17 protein-coding genes and 1 pseudogene are annotated in these 19460 nt (G+C 73.7%); 17 read left to right on the top strand and 1 reads right to left on the bottom strand.

Features of this window, described 5'->3' with window-relative positions; all coding sequences use genetic code 11:
* Nucleotides 1–80: 80 nt before the first annotated feature.
* From ssd to ACIRQF_RS13770, 7 genes are read left to right on the top strand one after another with little or no spacing between them, the layout of a single operon-like run.
* The gene (gene ssd, locus ACIRQF_RS13800) at nt 81–1211 is read left to right on the top strand and encodes a septum site-determining protein Ssd (protein WP_404092007.1); all 1131 of its coding nucleotides are present in this window, start codon (nt 81–83) and stop codon (nt 1209–1211) included.
* Nucleotides 1208–2359: a TadA family conjugal transfer-associated ATPase gene (locus ACIRQF_RS13795; RefSeq protein WP_404092005.1), complete on the top strand. Its 1152-nt coding sequence runs from the start codon at nt 1208–1210 to the stop codon at nt 2357–2359. Before ssd ends, ACIRQF_RS13795 begins: the two co-directional genes overlap by 4 nt.
* The gene (locus ACIRQF_RS13790; RefSeq protein ID WP_404092003.1) at nt 2356–3225 is read left to right on the top strand and encodes a type II secretion system F family protein; all 870 of its coding nucleotides are present in this window, start codon (nt 2356–2358) and stop codon (nt 3223–3225) included. Before ACIRQF_RS13795 ends, ACIRQF_RS13790 begins: the two co-directional genes overlap by 4 nt.
* Entirely contained in the window at nt 3222–3983 is a 762-nt protein-coding gene (locus ACIRQF_RS13785; RefSeq protein WP_404092000.1) for a type II secretion system F family protein, read from the top strand. The genes ACIRQF_RS13790 and ACIRQF_RS13785 overlap by 4 nt, the downstream gene beginning before the upstream one ends.
* A gap of 41 nt (nt 3984–4024) precedes the next feature.
* Nucleotides 4025–4231, top strand: coding sequence for a DUF4244 domain-containing protein (locus tag ACIRQF_RS13780; RefSeq protein ID WP_382477088.1), 207 nt, complete (start codon nt 4025–4027; stop codon nt 4229–4231).
* A complete protein-coding gene (locus ACIRQF_RS13775; protein WP_404091996.1) occupies nt 4218–4574 on the top strand; it encodes a TadE family type IV pilus minor pilin in 357 nt (118 codons plus the stop codon). The genes ACIRQF_RS13780 and ACIRQF_RS13775 overlap by 14 nt, the downstream gene beginning before the upstream one ends.
* Complete coding sequence (locus tag ACIRQF_RS13770; RefSeq protein ID WP_404091993.1) at nt 4571–5065, top strand: Rv3654c family TadE-like protein; 495 nt, start codon at nt 4571–4573, stop codon at nt 5063–5065. The genes ACIRQF_RS13775 and ACIRQF_RS13770 overlap by 4 nt, the downstream gene beginning before the upstream one ends.
* A gap of 123 nt (nt 5066–5188) precedes the next feature.
* On the opposite strand, the gene ACIRQF_RS13765 is transcribed toward ACIRQF_RS13770, so the two are convergent.
* The gene (locus tag ACIRQF_RS13765; protein ID WP_404091991.1) at nt 5189–7648 is read right to left on the bottom strand and encodes a DEAD/DEAH box helicase; all 2460 of its coding nucleotides are present in this window, start codon (nt 7646–7648) and stop codon (nt 5189–5191) included.
* A gap of 79 nt (nt 7649–7727) precedes the next feature.
* Between ACIRQF_RS13765 and ACIRQF_RS13760 the strand changes: the two genes are divergently transcribed.
* From ACIRQF_RS13760 to topA, 10 genes and pseudogenes are all read left to right on the top strand, one after another.
* Nucleotides 7728–8081, top strand: coding sequence for an STAS domain-containing protein (locus ACIRQF_RS13760; RefSeq protein WP_265865258.1), 354 nt, complete (start codon nt 7728–7730; stop codon nt 8079–8081).
* Between the two features lie 40 nt (nt 8082–8121).
* The gene (locus ACIRQF_RS13755; protein WP_376626683.1) at nt 8122–8580 is read left to right on the top strand and encodes an ATP-binding protein; all 459 of its coding nucleotides are present in this window, start codon (nt 8122–8124) and stop codon (nt 8578–8580) included.
* A 302-nt stretch (nt 8581–8882) separates the two neighbouring features.
* On the top strand, nt 8883–11237 hold the full coding sequence (locus tag ACIRQF_RS13750) for a sodium-translocating pyrophosphatase (RefSeq protein WP_376626681.1): 2355 nt from the start codon (nt 8883–8885) through the stop codon (nt 11235–11237).
* A 190-nt stretch (nt 11238–11427) separates the two neighbouring features.
* Nucleotides 11428–12057, top strand: a complete 630-nt coding sequence (locus ACIRQF_RS13745) for a small secreted protein (protein WP_376626680.1) — start codon at nt 11428–11430, stop codon at nt 12055–12057.
* 316 nt (nt 12058–12373) lie between these two features.
* Complete coding sequence (locus ACIRQF_RS13740; protein ID WP_404091988.1) at nt 12374–13927, top strand: methyltransferase; 1554 nt, start codon at nt 12374–12376, stop codon at nt 13925–13927.
* Nucleotides 13924–14250: a hypothetical protein gene (locus tag ACIRQF_RS13735; RefSeq protein ID WP_404091986.1), complete on the top strand. Its 327-nt coding sequence runs from the start codon at nt 13924–13926 to the stop codon at nt 14248–14250. Before ACIRQF_RS13740 ends, ACIRQF_RS13735 begins: the two co-directional genes overlap by 4 nt.
* A 6-nt stretch (nt 14251–14256) precedes the next feature.
* Nucleotides 14257–14928 carry a winged helix-turn-helix domain-containing protein gene (locus ACIRQF_RS13730; RefSeq protein ID WP_404091983.1) on the top strand — a complete coding sequence of 224 codons (672 nt, stop codon included), beginning with the start codon at nt 14257–14259 and terminating at the stop codon, nt 14926–14928.
* Between the two features lie 143 nt (nt 14929–15071).
* Nucleotides 15072–15764: pseudogene (locus ACIRQF_RS13725) on the top strand (ABC transporter permease); the annotation flags it as partial.
* A 352-nt stretch (nt 15765–16116) separates the two neighbouring features.
* Nucleotides 16117–16314 carry a hypothetical protein gene (locus ACIRQF_RS13720; RefSeq protein ID WP_376626670.1) on the top strand — a complete coding sequence of 66 codons (198 nt, stop codon included), beginning with the start codon at nt 16117–16119 and terminating at the stop codon, nt 16312–16314.
* Nucleotides 16315–16550: 236 nt separating this feature from the next.
* Nucleotides 16551–19373 carry a type I DNA topoisomerase gene (topA, locus tag ACIRQF_RS13715; protein ID WP_382477105.1) on the top strand — a complete coding sequence of 941 codons (2823 nt, stop codon included), beginning with the start codon at nt 16551–16553 and terminating at the stop codon, nt 19371–19373.
* The last annotated feature ends 87 nt before the right edge of the window (nt 19374–19460 follow it).

The raw sequence follows: 19460 nt of genomic DNA, 5'->3' as shown, positions 1-19460 counted from the left end.
TCCGGCCGCGAAGTTCGCGGACCGCGGGAATCACGTGAGGGGTGTGTGCCGTGAAGGGATCGAAGGCTTCCGGAACGCGAGTGCGAGACAGGTCTGCCGTGCGCCCGGGCGCCGGCCCGGACTCGGGCCCGGGCGCGGGCGACGGAGGGGTGCGGCCGGCCCGGCCGCTGATCGTCACCGAGGACCTGGCGCTCCTCGACGACCTGCTGCGCCTGTGCGCCGCGGCGGGAGCCGAGCCCGAGGTGCACCACACGGTGCCCGAGCGCCGGGCGGGCTGGACCGACCCTCCGCTCGTCCTCGTCGGCGACGACGCGGCGGCCCGCTGCCGCGGCGCCACGCGCAGGCCGGGCGTCCTGCTGGTCGGGCGGGAGGGCGACGACCCGGCCGTGTGGCGGCGGGCCGTGGAGACCGGCGCGGAGGACGTCCTGCTGCTGCCCGAAGCCGAGGGCCGCCTCGTGGACCTGATCGCCGACGGCGTCGAGGGCGGCGGTCGGCAGGCGTTGACCGTCGGCGTCATCGGCGGGCGCGGCGGCGCCGGGGCCTCGACCCTGGCCTGTGCGCTGGCCCTCGCCGCCGCGCGGGCCGGTCGGCGCACGCTCCTCGTCGACGCCGACCCGCTCGGCGGCGGACTCGACGTGCTGCTCGGCGGGGAGCGGGCCGAGGGCCGGCGCTGGCCCGACTTCGCCGCCTCGAAGGGCCGCGTCGCGGGCGGAGCCCTGGAGGAGTCGCTGCCCCTCGTGCGGGGCGTGCGGGTGCTCAGCTGGGACCGGGGCGACCCCGTCCTGGTGCCGCCCGAAGCCATGCGCTCGATGCTCGCCGCCGCCCGCCGGCGCGGCGGAGTGGTCGTGGTCGACCTGCCCCGCCGGATCGACGACGCGGGCACGGAGGCCCTCGCCCAGCTCGACCTCGGACTGCTGCTCGTCCCCGGCGAACTGCGCGCCGTCACCGCCGCCCACCGGGTGGCCGCGATGGTCGGCCCGGTGATCCGTGATCTGCGCGCCGTCGTGCGCGGACCCTACGAGCCCGGGCTCGACGAGCGCTGGATCGCCGACGCCCTGCGGCTGCCCCTCGCCGGGGAACTCCCCGAGGAGGCCCGGGCCTTCGCGACCGGTGAGGGCGGACCGCCGCCCGGCGCCGACGCCCGCGGCGGACTCGCCCGCTTCTGCGGCGCGTTCTGGCAGCGGGTGCTCGTGCCGGAGAGTGCGGCATGAGCGGGGCGGTGCTGCTCGAAGCCGTACGCCGGCAGCTCGCGGAGAGCGGTGCCGAGCCCACGCCGGCGCGGGTCGCGGCCGCGCTGCGGGCCCAGGGGCGGCTGCTCGGGGACGCCGAGGTGCTTGGTGCCGCGGAGGAACTGCGGAGCGAACTCATCGGCACGGGACCGCTGGAGCAGCTGCTCGCCGACCCCCGGGTCACCGATGTCCTGGTCTCCGCGCCCGATCGCGTCTGGGTGGACCGCGGCTCGGGACTCGAACCGACCGGCGTGACCTTTCCGGACGCGGCGGCGGTACGGCGGCTGGCGCAGCGACTCGCGGCCGTGGCCGGCCGCCGGCTCGACGACGCACGGCCCTGGGTGGACGCCCGGCTGCCGGACGGCACCCGGATGCACGCCGTCCTGCCGCCGGTCGCCGTCGGCTCGACCTGCCTGTCGCTGCGGGTGGTGCGGCCCCGGGCCTTCTCCGTCGGGGAGCTGACCGAGGCGGGCACCGTCCCGCCGGGCGGCGAGCCGGTGCTGCGGGCGCTCGTCGAGGCACGCGTGTCCTTCCTGGTCAGCGGTGGCACCGGATCGGGCAAGACGACCCTGCTGTCCACTCTGCTCGGTCTGGTCGGCCCGGGGGAGCGGATCGTGATCGCCGAGGACTCCGCCGAACTGCGCCCCGACCACCCGCACGTGGTGCGCCTGGAGGCGCGCCCGCCCAATCAGGAGGGCGCCGGCCTCGTGACCCTGCGGGACCTGGTGCGGCAGGCGCTGCGGATGCGCCCGGACCGGCTCGTGGTCGGCGAGGTCCGCGGTCCCGAGGCGGTCGATCTCCTGGCCGCCCTGAACACGGGTCACGAAGGCGGCTGCGGGACCCTCCACGCCAACACGGCGGCGGACGTGCCCGCCCGGCTGGAGGCCCTCGGCACCGCCGCGGGGCTCGACAGGGCCGCCCTGCACAGCCAGTTGGGCGCCGGACTGTCGGCGGTCCTCCACCTGGTGCGGGACCGCGAGGGACGCCGCCGGATCGCCGAGGTGCACGTCCTCGAACGGGACCGGGACGGACTGGTGGTGACGGTGCCCGCGCTGAGCTGGAGCGCCGGCGGATTCGAGCGGGAGCGGGGCTGGGAGCGGCTGCGGTCCCTGATCGGAGGGGCGCGATGACGGCGCTTCCGGTCCCGGGAGGACTTCCGGCGCAGGGCGCGGCGGCCCTGTGCGCGGTGCTCGCGCTGTGGTGGACGGCCGAACGGGAGCGCGGGCGCCGCAGGGCCCGGGCGCTTCTGGCGCTGCCGAGCGGGCCGGGGGCGCCCTGGGCGGCCGCCGCTGCCCGCTGGTGGAGCGTCGCGCGGGGGCGGCGGGAGTGGCTCTGTCTGCCGGTGGCGGGGGTGATCGCGCTCCTCGGCGCCTCGCCCCTGCCGCTGCTCGCCGGGGCGGTGGCGGTGCCGCTGGTGGGACGCGGGCTGCGGAACGCCCGGGCACGGCGCGAGCGGGAAGCCCGCTCCGACGGGGTGGTGGCGCTGTGCGGGGCGGCCGCCGGAGAGCTGAGAGCCGGCTGGCAGCCCGCCCAGGCGCTGGCGTTCGCGGCGCGGACGACGGCGGCGCTCGGCGACCAGGAGGCCGCGGTCCTCGCGGCGGCCCGGTTCGGCGGGGACGTTCCGGCGGCGCTGCGCCGCGCGGCGCAGCAGGACGGCGCCGACGGCCTGGCCGGGATCGGCGCCTGCTGGCAGGTCGCCGTGGACGGCGGTGCGGGCCTCGCGGCCGGCCTCGACCGGCTGGAGGCCGCGCTGCGCGCCCACCGGGACCAGCGGGAGCGGCTCCGGGCCCAACTGGCCGGGGCCTGGGCGACGGTGGCGGTCCTCGCGGTGCTGCCGGTCGCCGGTCTCGGCCTCGGCGCGGCGCTGGGCGCCCGCCCGCTGCAGGTGCTGCTCCACACCCCCGCCGGTCTGGGCTGCCTGGCCGTCGGCGTGGTCCTGGAGGCGGCCGGACTGTGGTGGGCGGCCCGGATCGTGCGGGGCGGTGAGCGGCCGTGACGGCACTTCTCGCGGTGCTCTGCGCCCTCGCCGCGGCGGTCGGGGCGCTGGTGGACGGGCGCCAGGCCCGGTCGTCGCGTCGGCGTGTCGCCGGTCTGCTCGCCCTGGCGCCAGCTGCCCCGGCACGGGCCCGCGGGCCCGGGCTACCCGCATCGTTGCGGGGTTGGGGAGTCCCGTGCGCGGTCGGTCTCGTCGCCTGGGTGCTGATGGGCGGCCCCGTCGGGCTGACGGTCGGCGTCGGCCTCGCCTGGAGCCTGCGGTACCGGCGGACGCGACGCCCGCGTGATGCGGACGCGGGCAGCGCCGAGGGCGCGGAGACGGCACGTCAATTGCCCCTCGCGGCCGATCTGTTGGCGGCCTGCGCCTCGGCGGGGGCGGGGCCGGCCGAGTCCGCCGAGGCGGTGGGCCGGTCGCTCGGAGGGCCGGTCGGCGAGCGGCTGATGCGTACGGCGGCCGAGCTGCGGCTCGGGGGCGAACCGGCCGAGGTGTGGCGGAGGTTCGGGGCCATACCCGGCGCGGAGGGGCTGGCCCGCTGCCTGGAACGCGCGGCCTCCTCCGGAGCGCCCGCGGCCGAGGCCGTGGCGCGGCACGCGGAGGCCCTCCGGGCGGCCCGCGCCCGCGCGGCGGCGGCCCGTGCCCAGCGGGCCCAGGTGCTGATCACCGCACCTGTCGGCCTCTGCTTCCTGCCGGCCTTCCTGGCGGTGGGCGTGGCCCCGGTGGTGATCGGCCTGGCGAGCGGGCTGCTCGCCGGTACATGAACACGCACGAAGCGACACGGACGACACGAGGAGGTTCGGACATGAAGGTCATGCGGCGTACGCGCGCATGGTGGGCGGCCCGGATGGCGGCGGCCCGGCGGGACGCGGGAATGAGCACGACGGAGTACGCGATGGGCACCATCGCGGCCGCGGCCTTCGCGGCCGTGCTCTACAAGGTTCTCACCAGCGGGGCGGTCTCGAAGGCGCTGGAGTCGGTGATCGGGAAGGCCCTCGATGCGCCGTTCTGACCGGGGCTCGGTGACCGCCGAGGCGGCGGTCGCGCTGCCGGCCCTGGTCCTGTTCACGGCAGCCCTGCTCTGGGCGCTGGCCGCGGCCGCGGCGCAGATCCAGTGCGTGGACGCGGCCAGGGCGGGGGCGCGGGCGGTGGCCCGCTCCGAGCCGGTCGCGGCCGCGGAGGCGGCCGCGAGGGCCGCGGCGCCCGACGGCGCCCGGGTCGGCGTCGTACGGGAGGGCGAGCTCTGGCGGGTGACGGTGGAGGCGACGGCGCCCGGCCCCGGCGGCCTGGGGCTGACGCTCAGAGCCCGGGCGGCGGCGCTCGCCGAGGACACGGTGGGGGAGGCGGCGGCATGAGACGGGGACGGGCCGACCGGGGAGCGGCGACGGTGTGGACCGCGTTCGCCGCGTGCGCCCTGTGCATGCTGTTCGGGGCCGTCCTCGCGCTCGGACAGGCGGTCACCGCCCGGCATCGAGCGGGCGGCGCGGCCGACCTGGCCGCCCTCGCGGCCGCCGACCGGGCCCTGTGGGGTGAGTCGGACGCCTGTGCCGCCGCGACCCGAGTGGCCGGCGCCCAGGGCGCCGCCCTCACGCGCTGCCAGGTCCGCGAGGACATCGCGGACGTCACCGCGAGAGTCGCCCTCGGGCCGTGGACGACCGAGGTCAGATCGAGAGCGGGCCCCCCGGACCCGCGGGGTCTTCCGGACCAGCGGGCGATCCCGGACCCACGGGGCCTTCCGGACCAGCGGGCGATCCCAGACCCACGGGGCCTTCCGGACCAGCGGGCGATCCCGGACCCACGGGGCCTTCCGGACCAGCGGGGTCTTCCCGGGTCGTCCCCCGGTTAGGTCGGCCCGCCCGAGGATCCGGTTCACCCTGGTGCGGAGCCGCCTGGTGCGGAGCCGCCTGGTCCGGAGTCGCCTGATGCGGGGCTGCCTGGTCCGGAGCCCTCTCGGCCCGGGACTCCTCCTTCACGGCCCCTCGTCGGGAGCCGCTCGGAGGAGCTCCGTGAGCAGGCGGACGGCGCCGCGCTTGTGGAGCGGGTCGTTCCCGTTGCCGCACTTGGGGGACTGGATGCACGAGGGACAGCCGGAGTCGCACTCGCAGGAGGCGATGGCCTCGCGGGTGGCGGTGAGCCAGGAGCGGGCGGTGTGGAAGGCGCGCTCGGCGAAGCCGGCCCCGCCGGGGTGCCCGTCGTAGACGAACACGGTCGGCAGCAGCGTGTCCGGGTGGAGCGGGACGGAGACGCCGCCGATGTCCCAGCGGTCGCAGGTGGCGAACAGCGGCAGCATGCCGATGGAGGCGTGCTCGGCGGCGTGCAGGGCGCCGCCGAGGATCTCCGGGTTGATCCGGGCGGCGTCCAGCTGGTCCTCGGTGACCGTCCACCACACGGCCCGGGTGCGCAGGGTGCGGGGCGGCAGGTCGAGCTTGGTCTCGCCGAGCACCTCGCCGGTGATCAGACGGCGGCGGAGGAAGGAGACGACCTGGTTGGTGACCTCGACGGAGCCATAGCAGAGGCGGCCGGCTCCCCAGGGGATCTCGGTGTCGGTGGACAGGACGGAGATGGAGGTGGTGTCGCGGGCGGTGGTCGAGTAGGGCGGGTTCGCCTGTTCGACCAGGGCCACGGAGTCCTTCAGGTCGAGTTCCCGGACCAGATAGGTGCGGCCCTGGTGCAGGTGGACGGCACCCTCGTGGACGGCGGTGTGCGAGGCGGCCTCGTCGACCGTGCCGAGCAGTCGGCCGGTGCCGGCCTCGACGATCCGGACGGGGCTCCCGCCGCCGCCGCGGATGTCGGTGAGGTCGGCGGCCCGCTCCCGGCGGGTCCAGTACCAGCCGGTGCTGCGGCGGCGCAGCAGCCCGGCGGATTCCAGCTGGGGGAGGAGTTCGGGCACGGCCGGGCCGAAGAGCGCCAGGTCCGCCTCGGTCAGCGGCAGCTCCGATGCCGCCGCGCACAGATGGGGGGCGAGGACGTAGGGATTGTCGGGATCGAGGACGGTCGACTCGACCGGTTGCCGGAAGATCGCCTCCGGGTGGTGGACCAGGAAGGTGTCCAGCGGGTCGTCGCGGGCGACCAGGACCGCGAGCGCGCCCTCGCCCGAGCGTCCGGCTCGGCCCGCCTGCTGCCACAGGGAGGCGCGGGTGCCCGGGTAGCCGGCGATCACCACCGCGTCCAGGCCTGAGACGTCCACGCCCAGCTCCAGGGCGGTCGTCGCGGCCAGGCCGAGGAGCTCGCCGGAGTGCAGGGCCCGCTCCAGGGCGCGCCGCTCCTCCGGCAGGTAGCCGCCCCGGTAGGCGGCGACCCGGCGGGCGAGCGAGCGGTCGACCTCGGCGAGACGTTCCTGGGCGATCACCGAGATCAGCTCGGCGCCGCGCCGGGAGCGCACGAAGGCGACCGAGCGGACGCCCTGGACGGTCAGGTCGGTCAGCAGGTCGGCGGTCTCGGCGGTGGCGGTGCGGCGCACCGGGGCGCCCTGTTCGCCGTGGAGTTCGGTCAGTGGCGGTTCCCAGAGGGCGAAGACCAGCTCGCCGCGCGGGGAGGCGTCGTCGGAGACCTCCGTGACGGGCAGGCCGGTCAGCCGTCCGGCGGCCAGGGCGGGCTCGGCCGAGGTGGCCGAGGCGAGGAGGAACACGGGCTCGGAGCCGTACCGGGCACAGACGCGGCGCAGCCGGCGGAGCACCTGGGCGACGTGCGAGCCGAAGACGCCCCGGTAGGTGTGGCACTCGTCGACGACGACGTAGCGCAGGGAGCGCAGGAAGGAGGACCAGCGGGGGTGGGACGGGAGTATGCCCCGGTGGAGCATGTCGGGATTGGTGAGCACGTAGTTCGCGTACTGGCGGACCCACTCGCGCTCCTCGACCGGCGTGTCGCCGTCGTAGACGGCGGGCCGGATCCGGTTGCCGAGCGGGGCGGCCAGTTCGCGCACGGCGCGCCGCTGGTCGGCGGCGAGCGCCTTGGTGGGGGCCAGGTACAGGGCGGTGGCGCCGCGCCCGTTGGCGGCCTCCGCGCCGTCCAGGAGGGTGGAGAGGACGGGGGTGAGATAGGCGAGCGACTTGCCCGAGGCGGTTCCTGTGGAGATCACCACCGAGGTGCCGTCCAGCGCGTGCTCGGCGGCTTCGGCCTGGTGGGCCCAGGGGTGCTCGATCCCGGCCCGCTGGATGGCGGAGATCACCTCCGCGCGGATGCGGTGCGGCCAGACGGCATGCCTGCCCGCACGGGCGGGCAGATGCTCCGTATGAGTGATGCGCGCGGCCCGGCTCTCGCCTCTGGAGAGCCGGTCGAGGACCTGGTCGGGAGAGGGGCGGCTGCCCTTTGCTCCGGCGGGTCGACTGGGGCGGTGATTCTCGGCCATCGGCACCGAGTGTGTCACCGGCATGACGGACAATGGTCCCAAGGCGTCGTGCATGGCTGCCGGTAAGTGATTGAATGCCATCGCGGCCGGCGATCCGTCCCGTGGCTCCGCACGGGGGTCCCGAGGGACGGCCGCTCGATAGCTAGGTGCTGGAGGACCCGTGGACCTGTCTCTGTCGACTCGCACTGTGCCCGGCCCCAATGGCGACCGTACGGTCGTCGAGGTCGGTGGCGAGATTGATGTGTATACCGCGCCCAAGCTGCGCGAGCAGTTGGTCGAGTTGGTGAACGACGGCAGCTACCACCTGGTTGTCGACATGGAAGGCGTGGACTTCCTCGACTCGACCGGTCTCGGCGTGCTTGTGGGCGGACTGAAGCGCGTGCGCGCGCATGAGGGATCGCTGCGCCTGGTCTGCAACCAGGAGCGCATTCTCAAGATTTTCCGGATCACCGGCCTCACCAAGGTGTTCCCGATCCACACGTCGGTCGAAGAGGCCATCAACGCGGCCGACTGAGGTCGCGCGCAGCCGTCGCCGAGAATCCCAGGGGGATTGCATGGCCACCGTTGAACTCCTCTTCAGCGCCCAGCCCGAGCACGTCCGCACGGCCCGCCTCGTGGCCGCCGCGGTCGCCCGCCGGGCCGGGGTCGACGAGGCGGTCCTCGACGAGGTCCGGCTCGCCGTCGGCGAGGCCTGTTCCCGCGCGGTCGGCCTGCATCGGAGCAACGGGGTCACCACCCCGGTCCGGGTCGTGCTGACCGAGGAGGAGAAGACCTTCTCCATCGAGGTCGGCGACGAGGTGCCGGGAGCGGGCGTGGCGGCTGCGGACGCCGCCGGCGTGCCCGGCGCGCGGGACGCGGCTCCGGCCGAGGACTACGACGACGCGGACGGCGAGGACGAGATGGGGCTCGCGGTGATCCGCGGCCTCGTCGACGACTTCGAGGTGAGCGCCCGCGAGGACGGCGGCACCATCAGGATGAGCTGGCCGGCCAACCCGGACGCCGCGCTCACCTGAGCGCCGGACGCCCGATCGTCCGGCCGTCCGGTGCCCGAGCGCCTCTCGGCCGGGGTGGTCTGTCACCCGGACGGCCCGGTCCGCCCGAGAATGTGAGAAGAGGCCCCGCCCCGCAGGGCCTCTTCTCGTTTTCGCGGTGCCGCGAAGGAGCCGCCCGCCGTCGGCGAATGCTTTCGTCCCATTACCGCATTCGGCGGTACTTGTGAGGTATTCCGGAATTCTCATTGCGGCGGCCTGTTTTGATCAGGTTTCCCTCCTTACAATCCGGCTTGTCTTGACCTCGCGACGTCAAGGAGGACGGAATGGCGGGTCTTGCAGCCGCGGTGCTCACTGAGGAGAACCGCGTGATCGTGGTCGTCGTCGCAGCCGTCGCGCTCGCGGCGCTGGTCGTGGCCCGACTCCTCGTACGACAGGTCCTCGCGGCCGGCGAGGGCACGGAAACCATGAAGAAGATCGCGGCCGCCGTGCAGGAGGGCGCCAACGCCTATCTCGCCCGGCAGCTGCGCACGGTCGGCGTGTTCGCCGTCGTCGTGTTCTTCCTGCTTTTCCTGCTGCCGGCCGACAACTGGTCGCAACGGGCCGGACGGTCCCTGTTCTTCCTGGTGGGCGCGCTTTTCTCGGCGGTCACGGGATACATCGGGATGCGGCTCGCGGTAAGGGCGAACGTGCGGGTCGCGGCGGCGGCCCGGGAGGCCACCCCGGCGGAGGGGGAACCGGAGAAGGACCTGACCTCTGTCGCCCACCGGGCCATGAAGATCGCGTTCCGCACCGGCGGAGTGGTCGGCATGATCACGGTGGGGCTCGGACTGCTCGGCGCGTCCTGCGTCGTGCTCGTCTACGCGGCCGACGCGCCGAAGGTCCTGGAGGGCTTCGGCCTCGGTGCCGCGCTCATCGCGATGTTCATGAGGGTCGGCGGCGGCATCTTCACCAAGGCCGCCGACGTCGGCGCCGACCTGGTCGGCAAGGTCGAGCAGGGCATCCCCGAGGACGACCCGCGCAACGCCGCCACGATCGCGGACAACGTGGGCGACAACGTCGGCGACTGCGCGGGCATGGCCGCCGACCTCTTCGAGTCGTACGCGGTGACCCTGGTCGCCGCCCTCATCCTCGGCAAGGCCGCCTTCGGCGACCTCGGCCTCGCCTTCCCCCTGATCGTGCCGGCGATCGGCGTGGTCACCGCGATGATCGGCATCTTCGCGGTGGCCCCGCGGCGCGCCGACCGCAGCGGGATGACGGCGATCAACCGCGGCTTCTTCATCTCGGCGCTGATCTCGCTCGCGCTCGTCGCCGTGGCCGTCTTCGCCTACCTGCCGTCCTCCTACGCCGACCTCAAGGGCGTCACCGAGCCCGGAATCCCCACTCACGGCGGCGACCCGCGGGTCCTCGCCCTCGTCGCGGTGGCCATCGGCATCGTGCTCGCCGCCCTGATCCAGCAGCTCACCGGCTACTTCACCGAGACCGACCGGCGCCCGGTGCGGGACATCGGCAAGTCCTCGCTGACCGGCCCCGCCACCGTCGTCCTCGCCGGCATCTCCATCGGCCTGGAGTCGGCCGTCTACACCGCGCTGCTGATCGGCCTCGCCGTCTACGGGGCGTTCCTGCTGGGCGGTGCCTCCATCATGCTGGCGCTGTTCGCGATCGCGCTCGCGGGCACCGGGCTGCTCACCACGGTCGGCGTGATCGTCGCCATGGACACCTTCGGCCCGGTCTCCGACAACGCCCAGGGCATCGCGGAGATGTCCGGCGACGTCCAGGGCGCGGGCGCGCAGGTCCTGACCGACCTCGACGCCGTCGGCAACACCACCAAGGCGATCACCAAGGGCATCGCGATCGCCACGGCCGTCCTCGCCGCCGCCGCGCTCTTCGGCTCCTACCGGGACGCCATCGCGACCTCGGTCGCCGACGTCGGGGCGAAGGCGAGCGAGATGAACCTGTCCATGGACATCTCGCGCCCCAACAACCTCTTCGGGATGGTGCTCGGCGCCGCGGTCGTCTTCCTCTTCTCCGGGCTCGCCATCAACGCGGTGTCCCGGTCGGCCGGGGCGGTGGTCTACGAGGTGCGGCGGCAGTTCCGCGAGCACCCCGGGATCATGGACTACAGCGAGACCCCCGAGTACGGGCGGGTCGTGGACATCTGCACCAAGGACGCCCTGCGCGAGCTCGCCACGCCCGGGCTGCTCGCCGTGATGGCGCCGATCGCGGTCGGCTTCACCCTCGGCGTCGGCCCGCTCGGCTCGTACCTCGCCGGGGCGATCGCCACCGGTGCGCTGATGGCCGTCTTCCTCGCCAACTCCGGCGGTGCCTGGGACAACGCCAAGAAGCTGGTCGAGGACGGGCACCACGGCGGCAAGGGCAGCGACGCCCACGAGGCGACCGTCATCGGTGACACGGTCGGCGACCCCTTCAAGGACACCGCAGGGCCGGCGATCAACCCGCTCCTGAAGGTGATGAACCTGGTCGCGCTGCTGATCGCCCCGGCGGTCGTGCAGTTCAGTTACGGGGACGACGCCAGCGTCTGGCTGCGGGCCCTGGTCGCGGTCGTGGCGGTCGCCGTCATCGTGGGTGCCGTCCGCGTCTCCAAGCGGCGTTCGGTGGTCATGGGGAACGACTCGCAGGACCGGGACGGTTCCTCGAAGGACGCCGCGGTGACTCCGTAAGGGCGTACCGGGCAAAGCTTGATGAGCCACTGTCAAAGCAGGGGCGGATGTCGCGTTCTGACGTGACGTCCGCCCCTGTCTGCATGGTTCAAAAGGCTGCAATATGGGATGAATCGGTCGCACGATCGGTGGATGTCACCCGCACGGCGTGTATGTTCCGGGGCCGAGAGCCTTGGAAGGGACCGATCCGGTGAACAAGAAGCTTGCGGCCGCACTGTCCGGCGGCGCGGTACTGATGCTCGTGCTGTCCGGTTGCAGCGACGACGAGGGCGACAAGGTCAACGACTGGGCCAAGACCTTCTGCGACCAGGCGCAGCCGCAGATCCAGAAGCGGGCGAACGCGAACCAGCTGATCATCTCCACGGCGGCCGACAGCAAGCCCGCCACGATCAAGGCCGCCGACTCGAAGGCGTTCCAGGACATCGCCGCGGCCGACCGCGCCCTCGCCAAGGCCGTCGAGTCCGCCGGGGCGCCGCCCGTCGACAACGGCGAGAAGATCCAGCAGGACGCCATCAAGGAGCTGAACGCCACGGCCGTGGCGTACGACGGGCTGAAGAAGCAGGTCGACGCGCTCGACGCGACGAACCAGCAGAAGTTCGCCGACGGTCTCAAGGTCGTCTCCGACAGCCTGGCGAAGATCCAGACCATGGACCAGGACGCCGTCGCCAAGCTCCAGGCCGGCGAGCTCGGCCAGGCCATGGCCAAGCAGCCGGGCTGCCAGACCCCGAAGGCCTCGGCCCCGGCGAGCGCCTCCCCGAAGGCCGGCGCCCCGGCCACCACCCCGTCCGCCAAGTCCACCGCCTCCCCCAAGAGCCAGTAGGCCTTCCCGGAGGCACAGCACGCGGGGGCTCAGGACGCAGGCGGGAGCACCCGGACAGACGCGACGGCGCGGCGGACGGCCCGGCCCGGCGACCACCACGCCGGCCGTTCGTCGCGCCCGTCCCCGGCCCGTCCGTCGCGCGCGTCCGCTGAGAGCGTCCGTCTCCGGCCCGTCCGTCGCGCGCGTCCGCTCAGAGCGTCCGCCGTGCCGTCACGCCACTGGGCTCCCGCGCCGATCCGCCGCCGCGCCTCTCCGCGACGGCGTCCTCCGGCCCGTCCGATGTCGGTGGCGACGGTTGTCGGTGGCGGCCGTCACAATGGGGCACGTGAGTACGACCAGCACGACCCCCAGCCTTCCGGTGCCCACGCACGCCGTCCGACTGCGCGAGGCCCTGCTCGCCGCCGACTTCACCGCCGACGGCCTGCTCGACCTGCTCGGCGCCCAGGCCTACGCGGCCCTGGCGCGCAGCGAGACCGTGCCCGCCCTCCGGGCGACCCGCGGGGACTCCCCGCTGGAGACCCTCGTCCGCCTCTTCCTGCTCCAGCAGGCCGTCGAGCACGAGCGGGCCGCCGCCGCGCTGCCCCTGGAGGAGGCCCTCGCCGACGGCTGGCTGGTCCGTGCGGACGACACCGTGTACGCCGCGGTCGACGTGCGGCCCTACGGCGGACCGGACGGCGAGGACTGGTTCATCGTCTCCGACCTCGGCTGCGCCGTCGGCGGCGCCGGCGGCATCGGCAAGAAGGACGAAGGGGTCGTCCTCGGCGTCGGCGGAGCCTCCACCACCCTCGCCGGCATCACCGTCCGCAAGCCCGTCGCCACCGCGCTGGACCTCGGCACCGGCTCCGGCATCCAGGCCCTGCACGCCGCGCAGCACGCCACCCTGGTCACCGCCACCGACCTCAACGCGCGCGCCCTCGACTTCACCCGGCTCACGCTCGCCCTCTCCGGGGCCCGCGGCGCCGAGCTGCTGCAGGGCTCGCTCTTCGAGCCGGTCGACGGTGACACGTACGACCTGATCGTCTCCAACCCGCCGTTCGTGATCTCCCCGGGAGCCGGGCTCACCTACCGGGATGGCGGCATGGGCGGCGACGACCTGTGCCGCACCCTCGTGCAGGAGGCCGGGGAGCGTCTCAACGACGGCGGCTACGCCCAGTTCCTCGCCAACTGGCAGCACGTCGACGGCGAGGAGTGGCAGGACCGGCTGCGTTCCTGGGTGCCGCGCGGCTGCGACGCCTGGATCGTGCAGCGCGAGGTCCAGGACGTCACCCAGTACACCGAGCTCTGGCTGCGTGACAGCGGTGAGCACCGCGGCGACCCGGACGAGTACCGCCTGGCGTACGGGCGCTGGCTCGACGAGTTCGAGGCCCGCAGGACGAAGGCGATCGGCTTCGGCTGGATCACCCTCCGCAAGAACCCCGACGTCGCCTCCGGCACCGTCGAGCAGTCGATCGTCGTCGAGGAGTGGCCGCACCCCGTCGAGCAGCCGCTCGGCGACACCGTGCGGGCCCACTTCGAGCGGCAGGACTATCTACGCGCCCACGACGACGCGGCCCTGCTCGCCGACCACTTCGTCCTCGCCCCCGAGGTCGTGCAGGAGCAGGTCGGCCTGCCCGGCGCCGAGGACCCCGAGCACGTGCTGCTGCGGCAGAACCGGGGCATGCGGCGCGCCACCCGGGTCGACCACGTCGCCGCCGGGTTCGCCGGCGTGTGCGACGGCACGCTGAGCGCCGGGCGGATCCTCGACGCCATCGGTCAGCTCACCGGCGAGGACCCGGTCATGCTGCGGGACCGCACCCCGCAGGCGATCCGGCTCCTCGTGGAGGAGGGCTTCCTGCTGCCCGCCCGGGACGGGGACGGGGGCGCTGCTTGATACGGATCGAGCTCGACGAGGCCGCCCTCGGCGCGACCCGTATCGCGATGAGCCCGCTGCGGGACGCCTTCTGCGCCCCGCACCTCCAGCTTCCGTGGCGGACCCCGTCCTGGCCGTACCAGGAGTGGGTGGGTCATGCCCGCGCCGTGTGGCGGGAGGACGAGCGGCTCAGGCCGCTGCGGGACCTGCTCGCCGAAGGGCGGTACGACGACTCCGACTTCCTGCTGCCCCGGCCGGTCGGCACCCCGGACGTGTACGAGGAGCTGGACCTGCTCCGGGCCACCGACCCCGCGTTCGTCCGCGAGCAGGCCGCCGCCTGCTAACCGGGCATGGCCGACGAGCCGTTCCTGCGGCCGTATCTGACGGACCCGCAGGCCGCCTGCGCGGCGCTCGCCGACGCGTACGCCGCCTGGTGGGAGGAGGCCGTCGCGCCGCACTGGCCGGTGATGCGGCGGCTCGTCGAGGACGAAGTCCTCGTCCGCGCCCGGACCTTCGCCACCGAGGGCGTCGACGCGCTGTTCAGCGGCCTGGAGAGCCGGGCGCGCTGGGAGCGGCCCGTGCTCGAACTGACCAAGTACGTCGAGGCGGAGTACGCGGCGGGGAAGCGGCGGCTCGTGCTCGTGCCGCTCGTCTTCGCGGAGGGCTGCCGGCTCTACTCGACCGACGACCCCGAGGTGCCGGCCGTCTCCTTCCAGGCCATGGGCGCCGCCGCGCTGCGCGAACCGGTGGAGCCCGCCGCCGACGACCGCCTCGGTCTGCTGCTCGGGCGCGGTCGGGCGGCCGTCCTGCGCGAACTGGCCGGGCCCCGCACCGCCGCCGGTCTCGCCGACCGGCTGGGCCTCGCCCCCAGCACCGTCTCCGAGCACCTGTCGCTGCTCGCCGGCGCGGGCGTGGTCACGCGGCACCGGGTGGGACGCTCCGTCTCCTACCAGCTGACGGACACCGGGCGTTCGCTGCTCGCACTGCTCGTCGGGGAAGGCGTCCTCGGCGCGGTCGCCTGACGGTTCGGACGCGGGCGGCCGGTGCGGGCGAGGTCGCCTGTGGCCCGGGCACGGTCCGACGTCCCGGCCCCGGTCGCCCGGGCCTGTCGCGTGACCTCCCGTCCGGCCTCCCGTTCGAGACCGTGCCCCCGAAAGGCCCCGAGATGTTCCGCTTCCTCGGCTCCGCGCGGCTTCTGCTCGTCGGCGGGGTCCTCTCGTACCGCGCCCTGTTCAACTGGACGAGCCCGCCCATGTTCATCGGAACCCTGCTGGTGGGGCCGCTGCTTCAGGTCTTCTTCTTCGTCTTCCTCGGGCGGGAACTCGGCGTCGCCGACACCCGTTTCCCTCTCGTCGGCAACGCCGTGCTCGCAGCTTCCGCCTCCTGCGTGTACGGCGGCACGATGGCCGTCGCCAACGAGCGCCGGTACGGCACCCTCGGGGCCGTCCTGCTCTCGCCCCGGCACCGGGTCCCGCTGTGGGCGGGTCGCGCTCTGCCGTATGTCCTCAACGGGCTGCTGGTCAGCGCCTTCGTGCTCGCGGCGGCCGCGACCGTGCTCGGCCTGCCCGTGCCGGCGGGTGCCCTGCCCGGGCTCGGTCTCGTGCTGCTCGCGGGGGCCGCGGCCTGCTCGGCCTTCGGGCTCGCCCTCGGCGCGCTCGGGCTGCGCTTCCGCGACGTGTTCCTGGTCTCGAACGTGGCGAGCTCGGCCCTGCTGCTCCTGACGGGCGCCGCCGTGCCCCGGGAGACCCTGCCGGACGGGCTGCGCGTCGCCGGCGAGCTGCTGCCGCTGACCCATGCGGCGGACGCGGCGCGCCGGCTCACGGCGGGCGGCGGCCTCGACGGGCGGCTGCTCGGGACCGAGCTGCCGGTCGGCGCGGGCTACGCGGTGCTCGCGGTGGTGCTGCTCGCGCTCTTCGAGCGGGGCAGCCGGCGCCGCGCCACGCTCGACGTGATGTGCCGGCCGGTGCGAGAGCCCTCGGGAGGGATCGGATGTGAGATCCCACATGAGATCCCACGTGAGAGCCGATGTGAGAGAGACGACTGGGGAGGTGACGAAGGAAGGGAGGAGGAAGGGGGAGTACCGGCCATCCTCGTGAAACCGTTCGGGGCCGTCCGTGCCGTTCACCGCGAATTCGCCCCCCTGACGCCGGGAGGTGCCAGCCTCGGCTCCGGGGGCCGAAGAGCCACGGGCGACGGAACGGGGTACGGGCATGGAGAGCGGGCCGGCGATCTTCGCGGGAGCGGCGTTCACGCTGTTCGGAGCGGCGCTGCTGCTCTGGACGGGCGTCCGCGTCCGGCAGGGGGAGCCCGTCGCGCTCGGGGTCGCGCCGCGCGCCGCCGCCGCCCTCACCGCCCTCTTCGGCGCCGTCTTCCTCGTGCTCGGGATCTGGTGCTTCGGGCGCCTGTGACGAGCGCCCGGCCGGATGGACGCCCCGCCCGTCCGGGAGTCCGGGCGGCAGGAAAGGCAGGAGTCGGGTTACCGTTCGAGTGGCCGTTGCGGGCTTTCCCTGTTTGACACGGGGGCGGGTTGTACCGTCACACTCCGCAGCGACGGCAGTGTCACCGTGGGTGCCGCTGCCGTGCGTGCCAGCGCCGTACGTACGCAGTACGTGCAAGAGAGCGTCGACCGGAGAGAAGAGCGAAGTTGTCCCCGACCAGCGAGACCGCACAGGGCGGCCGCCGACTCGTCATCGTCGAGTCGCCTGCCAAGGCGAAGACGATCAAGGGCTACCTCGGCCCCGGCTACGTCGTCGAGGCGAGCGTCGGGCACATCCGCGACCTCCCCAGCGGCGCCGCCGAGGTGCCCGAGAAGTACACGGGCGAGGTGCGTCGGCTCGGTGTCGACGTCGAACACGACTTCCAGCCCATCTATGTCGTCAACTCCGACAAGAAGGCCCAGGTCAAGAAGCTCAAGGACCTGCTCGCCGAGTCGGACGAGCTCTTCCTCGCCACCGATGAGGACCGCGAGGGCGAGGCCATCGCGTGGCACCTCCAGGAAGTCCTGAAGCCCAAGGTCCCGGTCCACCGGATGGTCTTCCACGAGATCACCAAGGACGCGATCCAGCAGGCCGTCCGCAATCCGCGCGAGCTGAACAAGCGGATGGTCGACGCCCAGGAGACCCGCCGCATCCTCGACCGCCTCTACGGCTACGAGGTCTCGCCGGTCCTGTGGAAGAAGGTCATGCGCGGCCTCTCCGCCGGCCGTGTCCAGTCCGTCGCCACCCGCCTCGTCGTCGAGCGTGAGCGCGAGCGCATCGCCTTCCGCTCCGCCGAGTACTGGGACCTCACCGGCACCTTCTCCACCGGCCGCGCCGGCGACTCCTCCGACCCGTCCTCGCTGGTCGCGCGGCTCGCGACGGTCGACGGCAAGCGGGTCGCCCAGGGCCGTGACTTCGGTGCCGACGGACAGCTGAAGACCGCGAACGTGCTCCACCTCGACGAGGAGAAGGCCCGCGCGCTCGCCGCCTCCCTCGCCGACACCCGCTTCGCCGTCCGCTCGGTCGAGTCGAAGCCGTACCGCCGCTCGCCGTACGCCCCCTTCCGCACCACGACCCTCCAGCAGGAGGCGAGCCGGAAGCTCGGCTTCGGTGCGAAGGCGACGATGCAGGTGGCGCAGAAGCTGTACGAGAACGGCTTCATCACCTACATGCGTACGGACTCCACCGTGCTGTCCGACACCGCCGTCTCGGCGGCCCGCGCCCAGGTCACGCAGCTGTACGGCGCCGAGTACCTGCCGGAGAAGCCGCGCGTCTACGCCGGCAAGGTCAAGAACGCCCAGGAGGCGCACGAGGCGATTCGCCCTTCGGGTGATCGTTTCCGCACCCCGGCGGAGACCGGACTGACCGGCGACCAGTTCAAGCTCTACGAGCTGATCTGGAAGCGGACCGTCGCCTCCCAGATGAAGGACGCGACCGGTAACTCGGTCACCGTCAAGATCGCCGGCGCCGCCGCCGACGGCCGGGACGTCGAGTTCTCGGCCTCCGGCAAGACGATCACCTTCCACGGCTTCATGAAGGCCTACGTGGAGGGCGCCGACGACCCGAACGCGGAGCTCGACGACCGCGAGCGGCGCCTGCCGCAGGTCGCCGAGGGTGACGCGCTCGCCGCCGAGGAGATCACGGCGGACGGCCACGCGACCAAGCCGCCGGCCCGCTACACCGAGGCCAGCCTGGTCAAGGAGCTGGAAGAGCGCGAGATCGGCCGCCCGTCGACCTACGCCTCCATCATCGGCACCATCCTCGACCGCGGCTACGTCTTCAAGAAGGGGACGGCGCTCGTGCCGTCGTTCCTCTCCTTCGCCGTCGTCAACCTCCTGGAGAAGCACTTCGGGCGGCTGGTCGACTACGACTTCACCGCCCGGATGGAGGACGACCTCGACCGCATCGCGCGCGGCGAGGCCCAGGCGGTGCCGTGGCTGAAGCGTTTCTACTTCGGCGAGGGCGGCCCCGAGGGCTCCGGTGCCGCCGACGCCGGGAACGGCGACGGCGACCACCTCGGCGGACTGAAGGAGCTGGTCACCGACCTCGGCGCCATCGACGCCCGGGAGATCTCCTCCTTCCCCGTCGGCGCCGGCATCGTGCTGCGCGTCGGCCGCTACGGCCCGTACGTCGAGCGCGGCGAGAAGGACCAGGAAGGCCACCAGCGCGCCGACGTCCCCGACGACCTCGCCCCCGACGAGCTCACCGTCGAGCACGCCGAGGAGCTGCTCGCCAAGCCGAGCGGCGACTTCGAGCTGGGCACCGACCCGGTCAGCGGCAACGAGATCGTCGCCAAGGCCGGCCGCTACGGCCCGTACGTGACCGAGATCCTGCCCGAGGACACCCCGAAGACCGGCAAGAACGCGGTCAAGCCGCGCACCGCCTCCCTCTTCAAGTCGATGTCCCTGGACACGGTGACCCTGGAGGACGCGCTCAAGCTGATGTCGCTGCCGCGCGTCGTCGGCACCGACGCCGAGGGCGTCGAGATCACCGCGCAGAACGGCCGCTACGGCCCGTACCTGAAGAAGGGCACGGACTCGCGCTCCCTCACCGAGGAGGAGCAGCTGTTCACGATCACGCTGGAGGAGGCGCTGGCGATCTACGCCCAGCCCAAGCAGCGTGGCCGGGCCGCCGCCAAGCCCCCGCTGAAGGAACTCGGCAACGACCCCGTCAGCGAGAAGCCCGTGGTCGTCAAGGACGGGCGCTTCGGCCCGTACGTGACGGACGGCGAGACCAACGCCACCCTGCGCACCGGCGACAGCGTGGAGACGATCACGCCCGAGCGTGGCTACGAGCTGCTCGCCGAGAAGCGGGCCAAGGGTCCCGCGAAGAAGACGGCCAAGAAGGCGCCGGCGAAGAAGACCGCCGCCAAGAAGACCACCACGGCGAAGAAGACCGCCGCCAAGAAGACGGCGGCGAAGAAGACCACGACGGCCAAGAAGACGACGGCCGCGGCTGCCAAGAAGACGGCGGCCGCGAAGCCGGAGTGACCTTCCGGAGTGACTCTCCCGACACCGCGGGGAGGGAGGGGGCCGCGGCCTCCTCCCTCCCCGCTTCTTTGTTCGGGCGAAGGCCGC

This window comes from Streptomyces sp. NPDC101191, assembly GCF_044767915.1.
Taxonomy (GTDB): domain Bacteria; phylum Actinomycetota; class Actinomycetes; order Streptomycetales; family Streptomycetaceae; genus Streptomyces.
Note: the sequence above shows the minus strand (reverse complement) of the source record. Positions and strands in the feature narration are given on the sequence as shown.

What these genes read in the sequence shown, in the direction of transcription:
- ACIRQF_RS13790 (WP_404092003.1), top strand. Translation starts at nt 2,356, where the DNA reads ATGACGGCGCTTCCGGTCCCGGGAGGACTTCCGGCGCAGGGCGCGGCG.
- ACIRQF_RS13765 (WP_404091991.1), bottom strand. Translation starts at nt 7,648, where the DNA reads ATGGCATTCAATCACTTACCGGCAGCCATGCACGACGCCTTGGGACCA.
- ACIRQF_RS13720 (WP_376626670.1), top strand. Translation starts at nt 16,117, where the DNA reads ATGGAGAGCGGGCCGGCGATCTTCGCGGGAGCGGCGTTCACGCTGTTC.
- ACIRQF_RS13770 (WP_404091993.1), top strand. Translation starts at nt 4,571, where the DNA reads ATGAGACGGGGACGGGCCGACCGGGGAGCGGCGACGGTGTGGACCGCG.
- ACIRQF_RS13755 (WP_376626683.1), top strand. Translation starts at nt 8,122, where the DNA reads ATGGCCACCGTTGAACTCCTCTTCAGCGCCCAGCCCGAGCACGTCCGC.
- ACIRQF_RS13795 (WP_404092005.1), top strand. Translation starts at nt 1,208, where the DNA reads ATGAGCGGGGCGGTGCTGCTCGAAGCCGTACGCCGGCAGCTCGCGGAG.
- ACIRQF_RS13780 (WP_382477088.1), top strand. Translation starts at nt 4,025, where the DNA reads ATGAAGGTCATGCGGCGTACGCGCGCATGGTGGGCGGCCCGGATGGCG.
- ACIRQF_RS13775 (WP_404091996.1), top strand. Translation starts at nt 4,218, where the DNA reads ATGCGCCGTTCTGACCGGGGCTCGGTGACCGCCGAGGCGGCGGTCGCG.
- ACIRQF_RS13740 (WP_404091988.1), top strand. Translation starts at nt 12,374, where the DNA reads ATGGGGCACGTGAGTACGACCAGCACGACCCCCAGCCTTCCGGTGCCC.
- ACIRQF_RS13750 (WP_376626681.1), top strand. Translation starts at nt 8,883, where the DNA reads ATGGCGGGTCTTGCAGCCGCGGTGCTCACTGAGGAGAACCGCGTGATC.
- ACIRQF_RS13730 (WP_404091983.1), top strand. Translation starts at nt 14,257, where the DNA reads ATGGCCGACGAGCCGTTCCTGCGGCCGTATCTGACGGACCCGCAGGCC.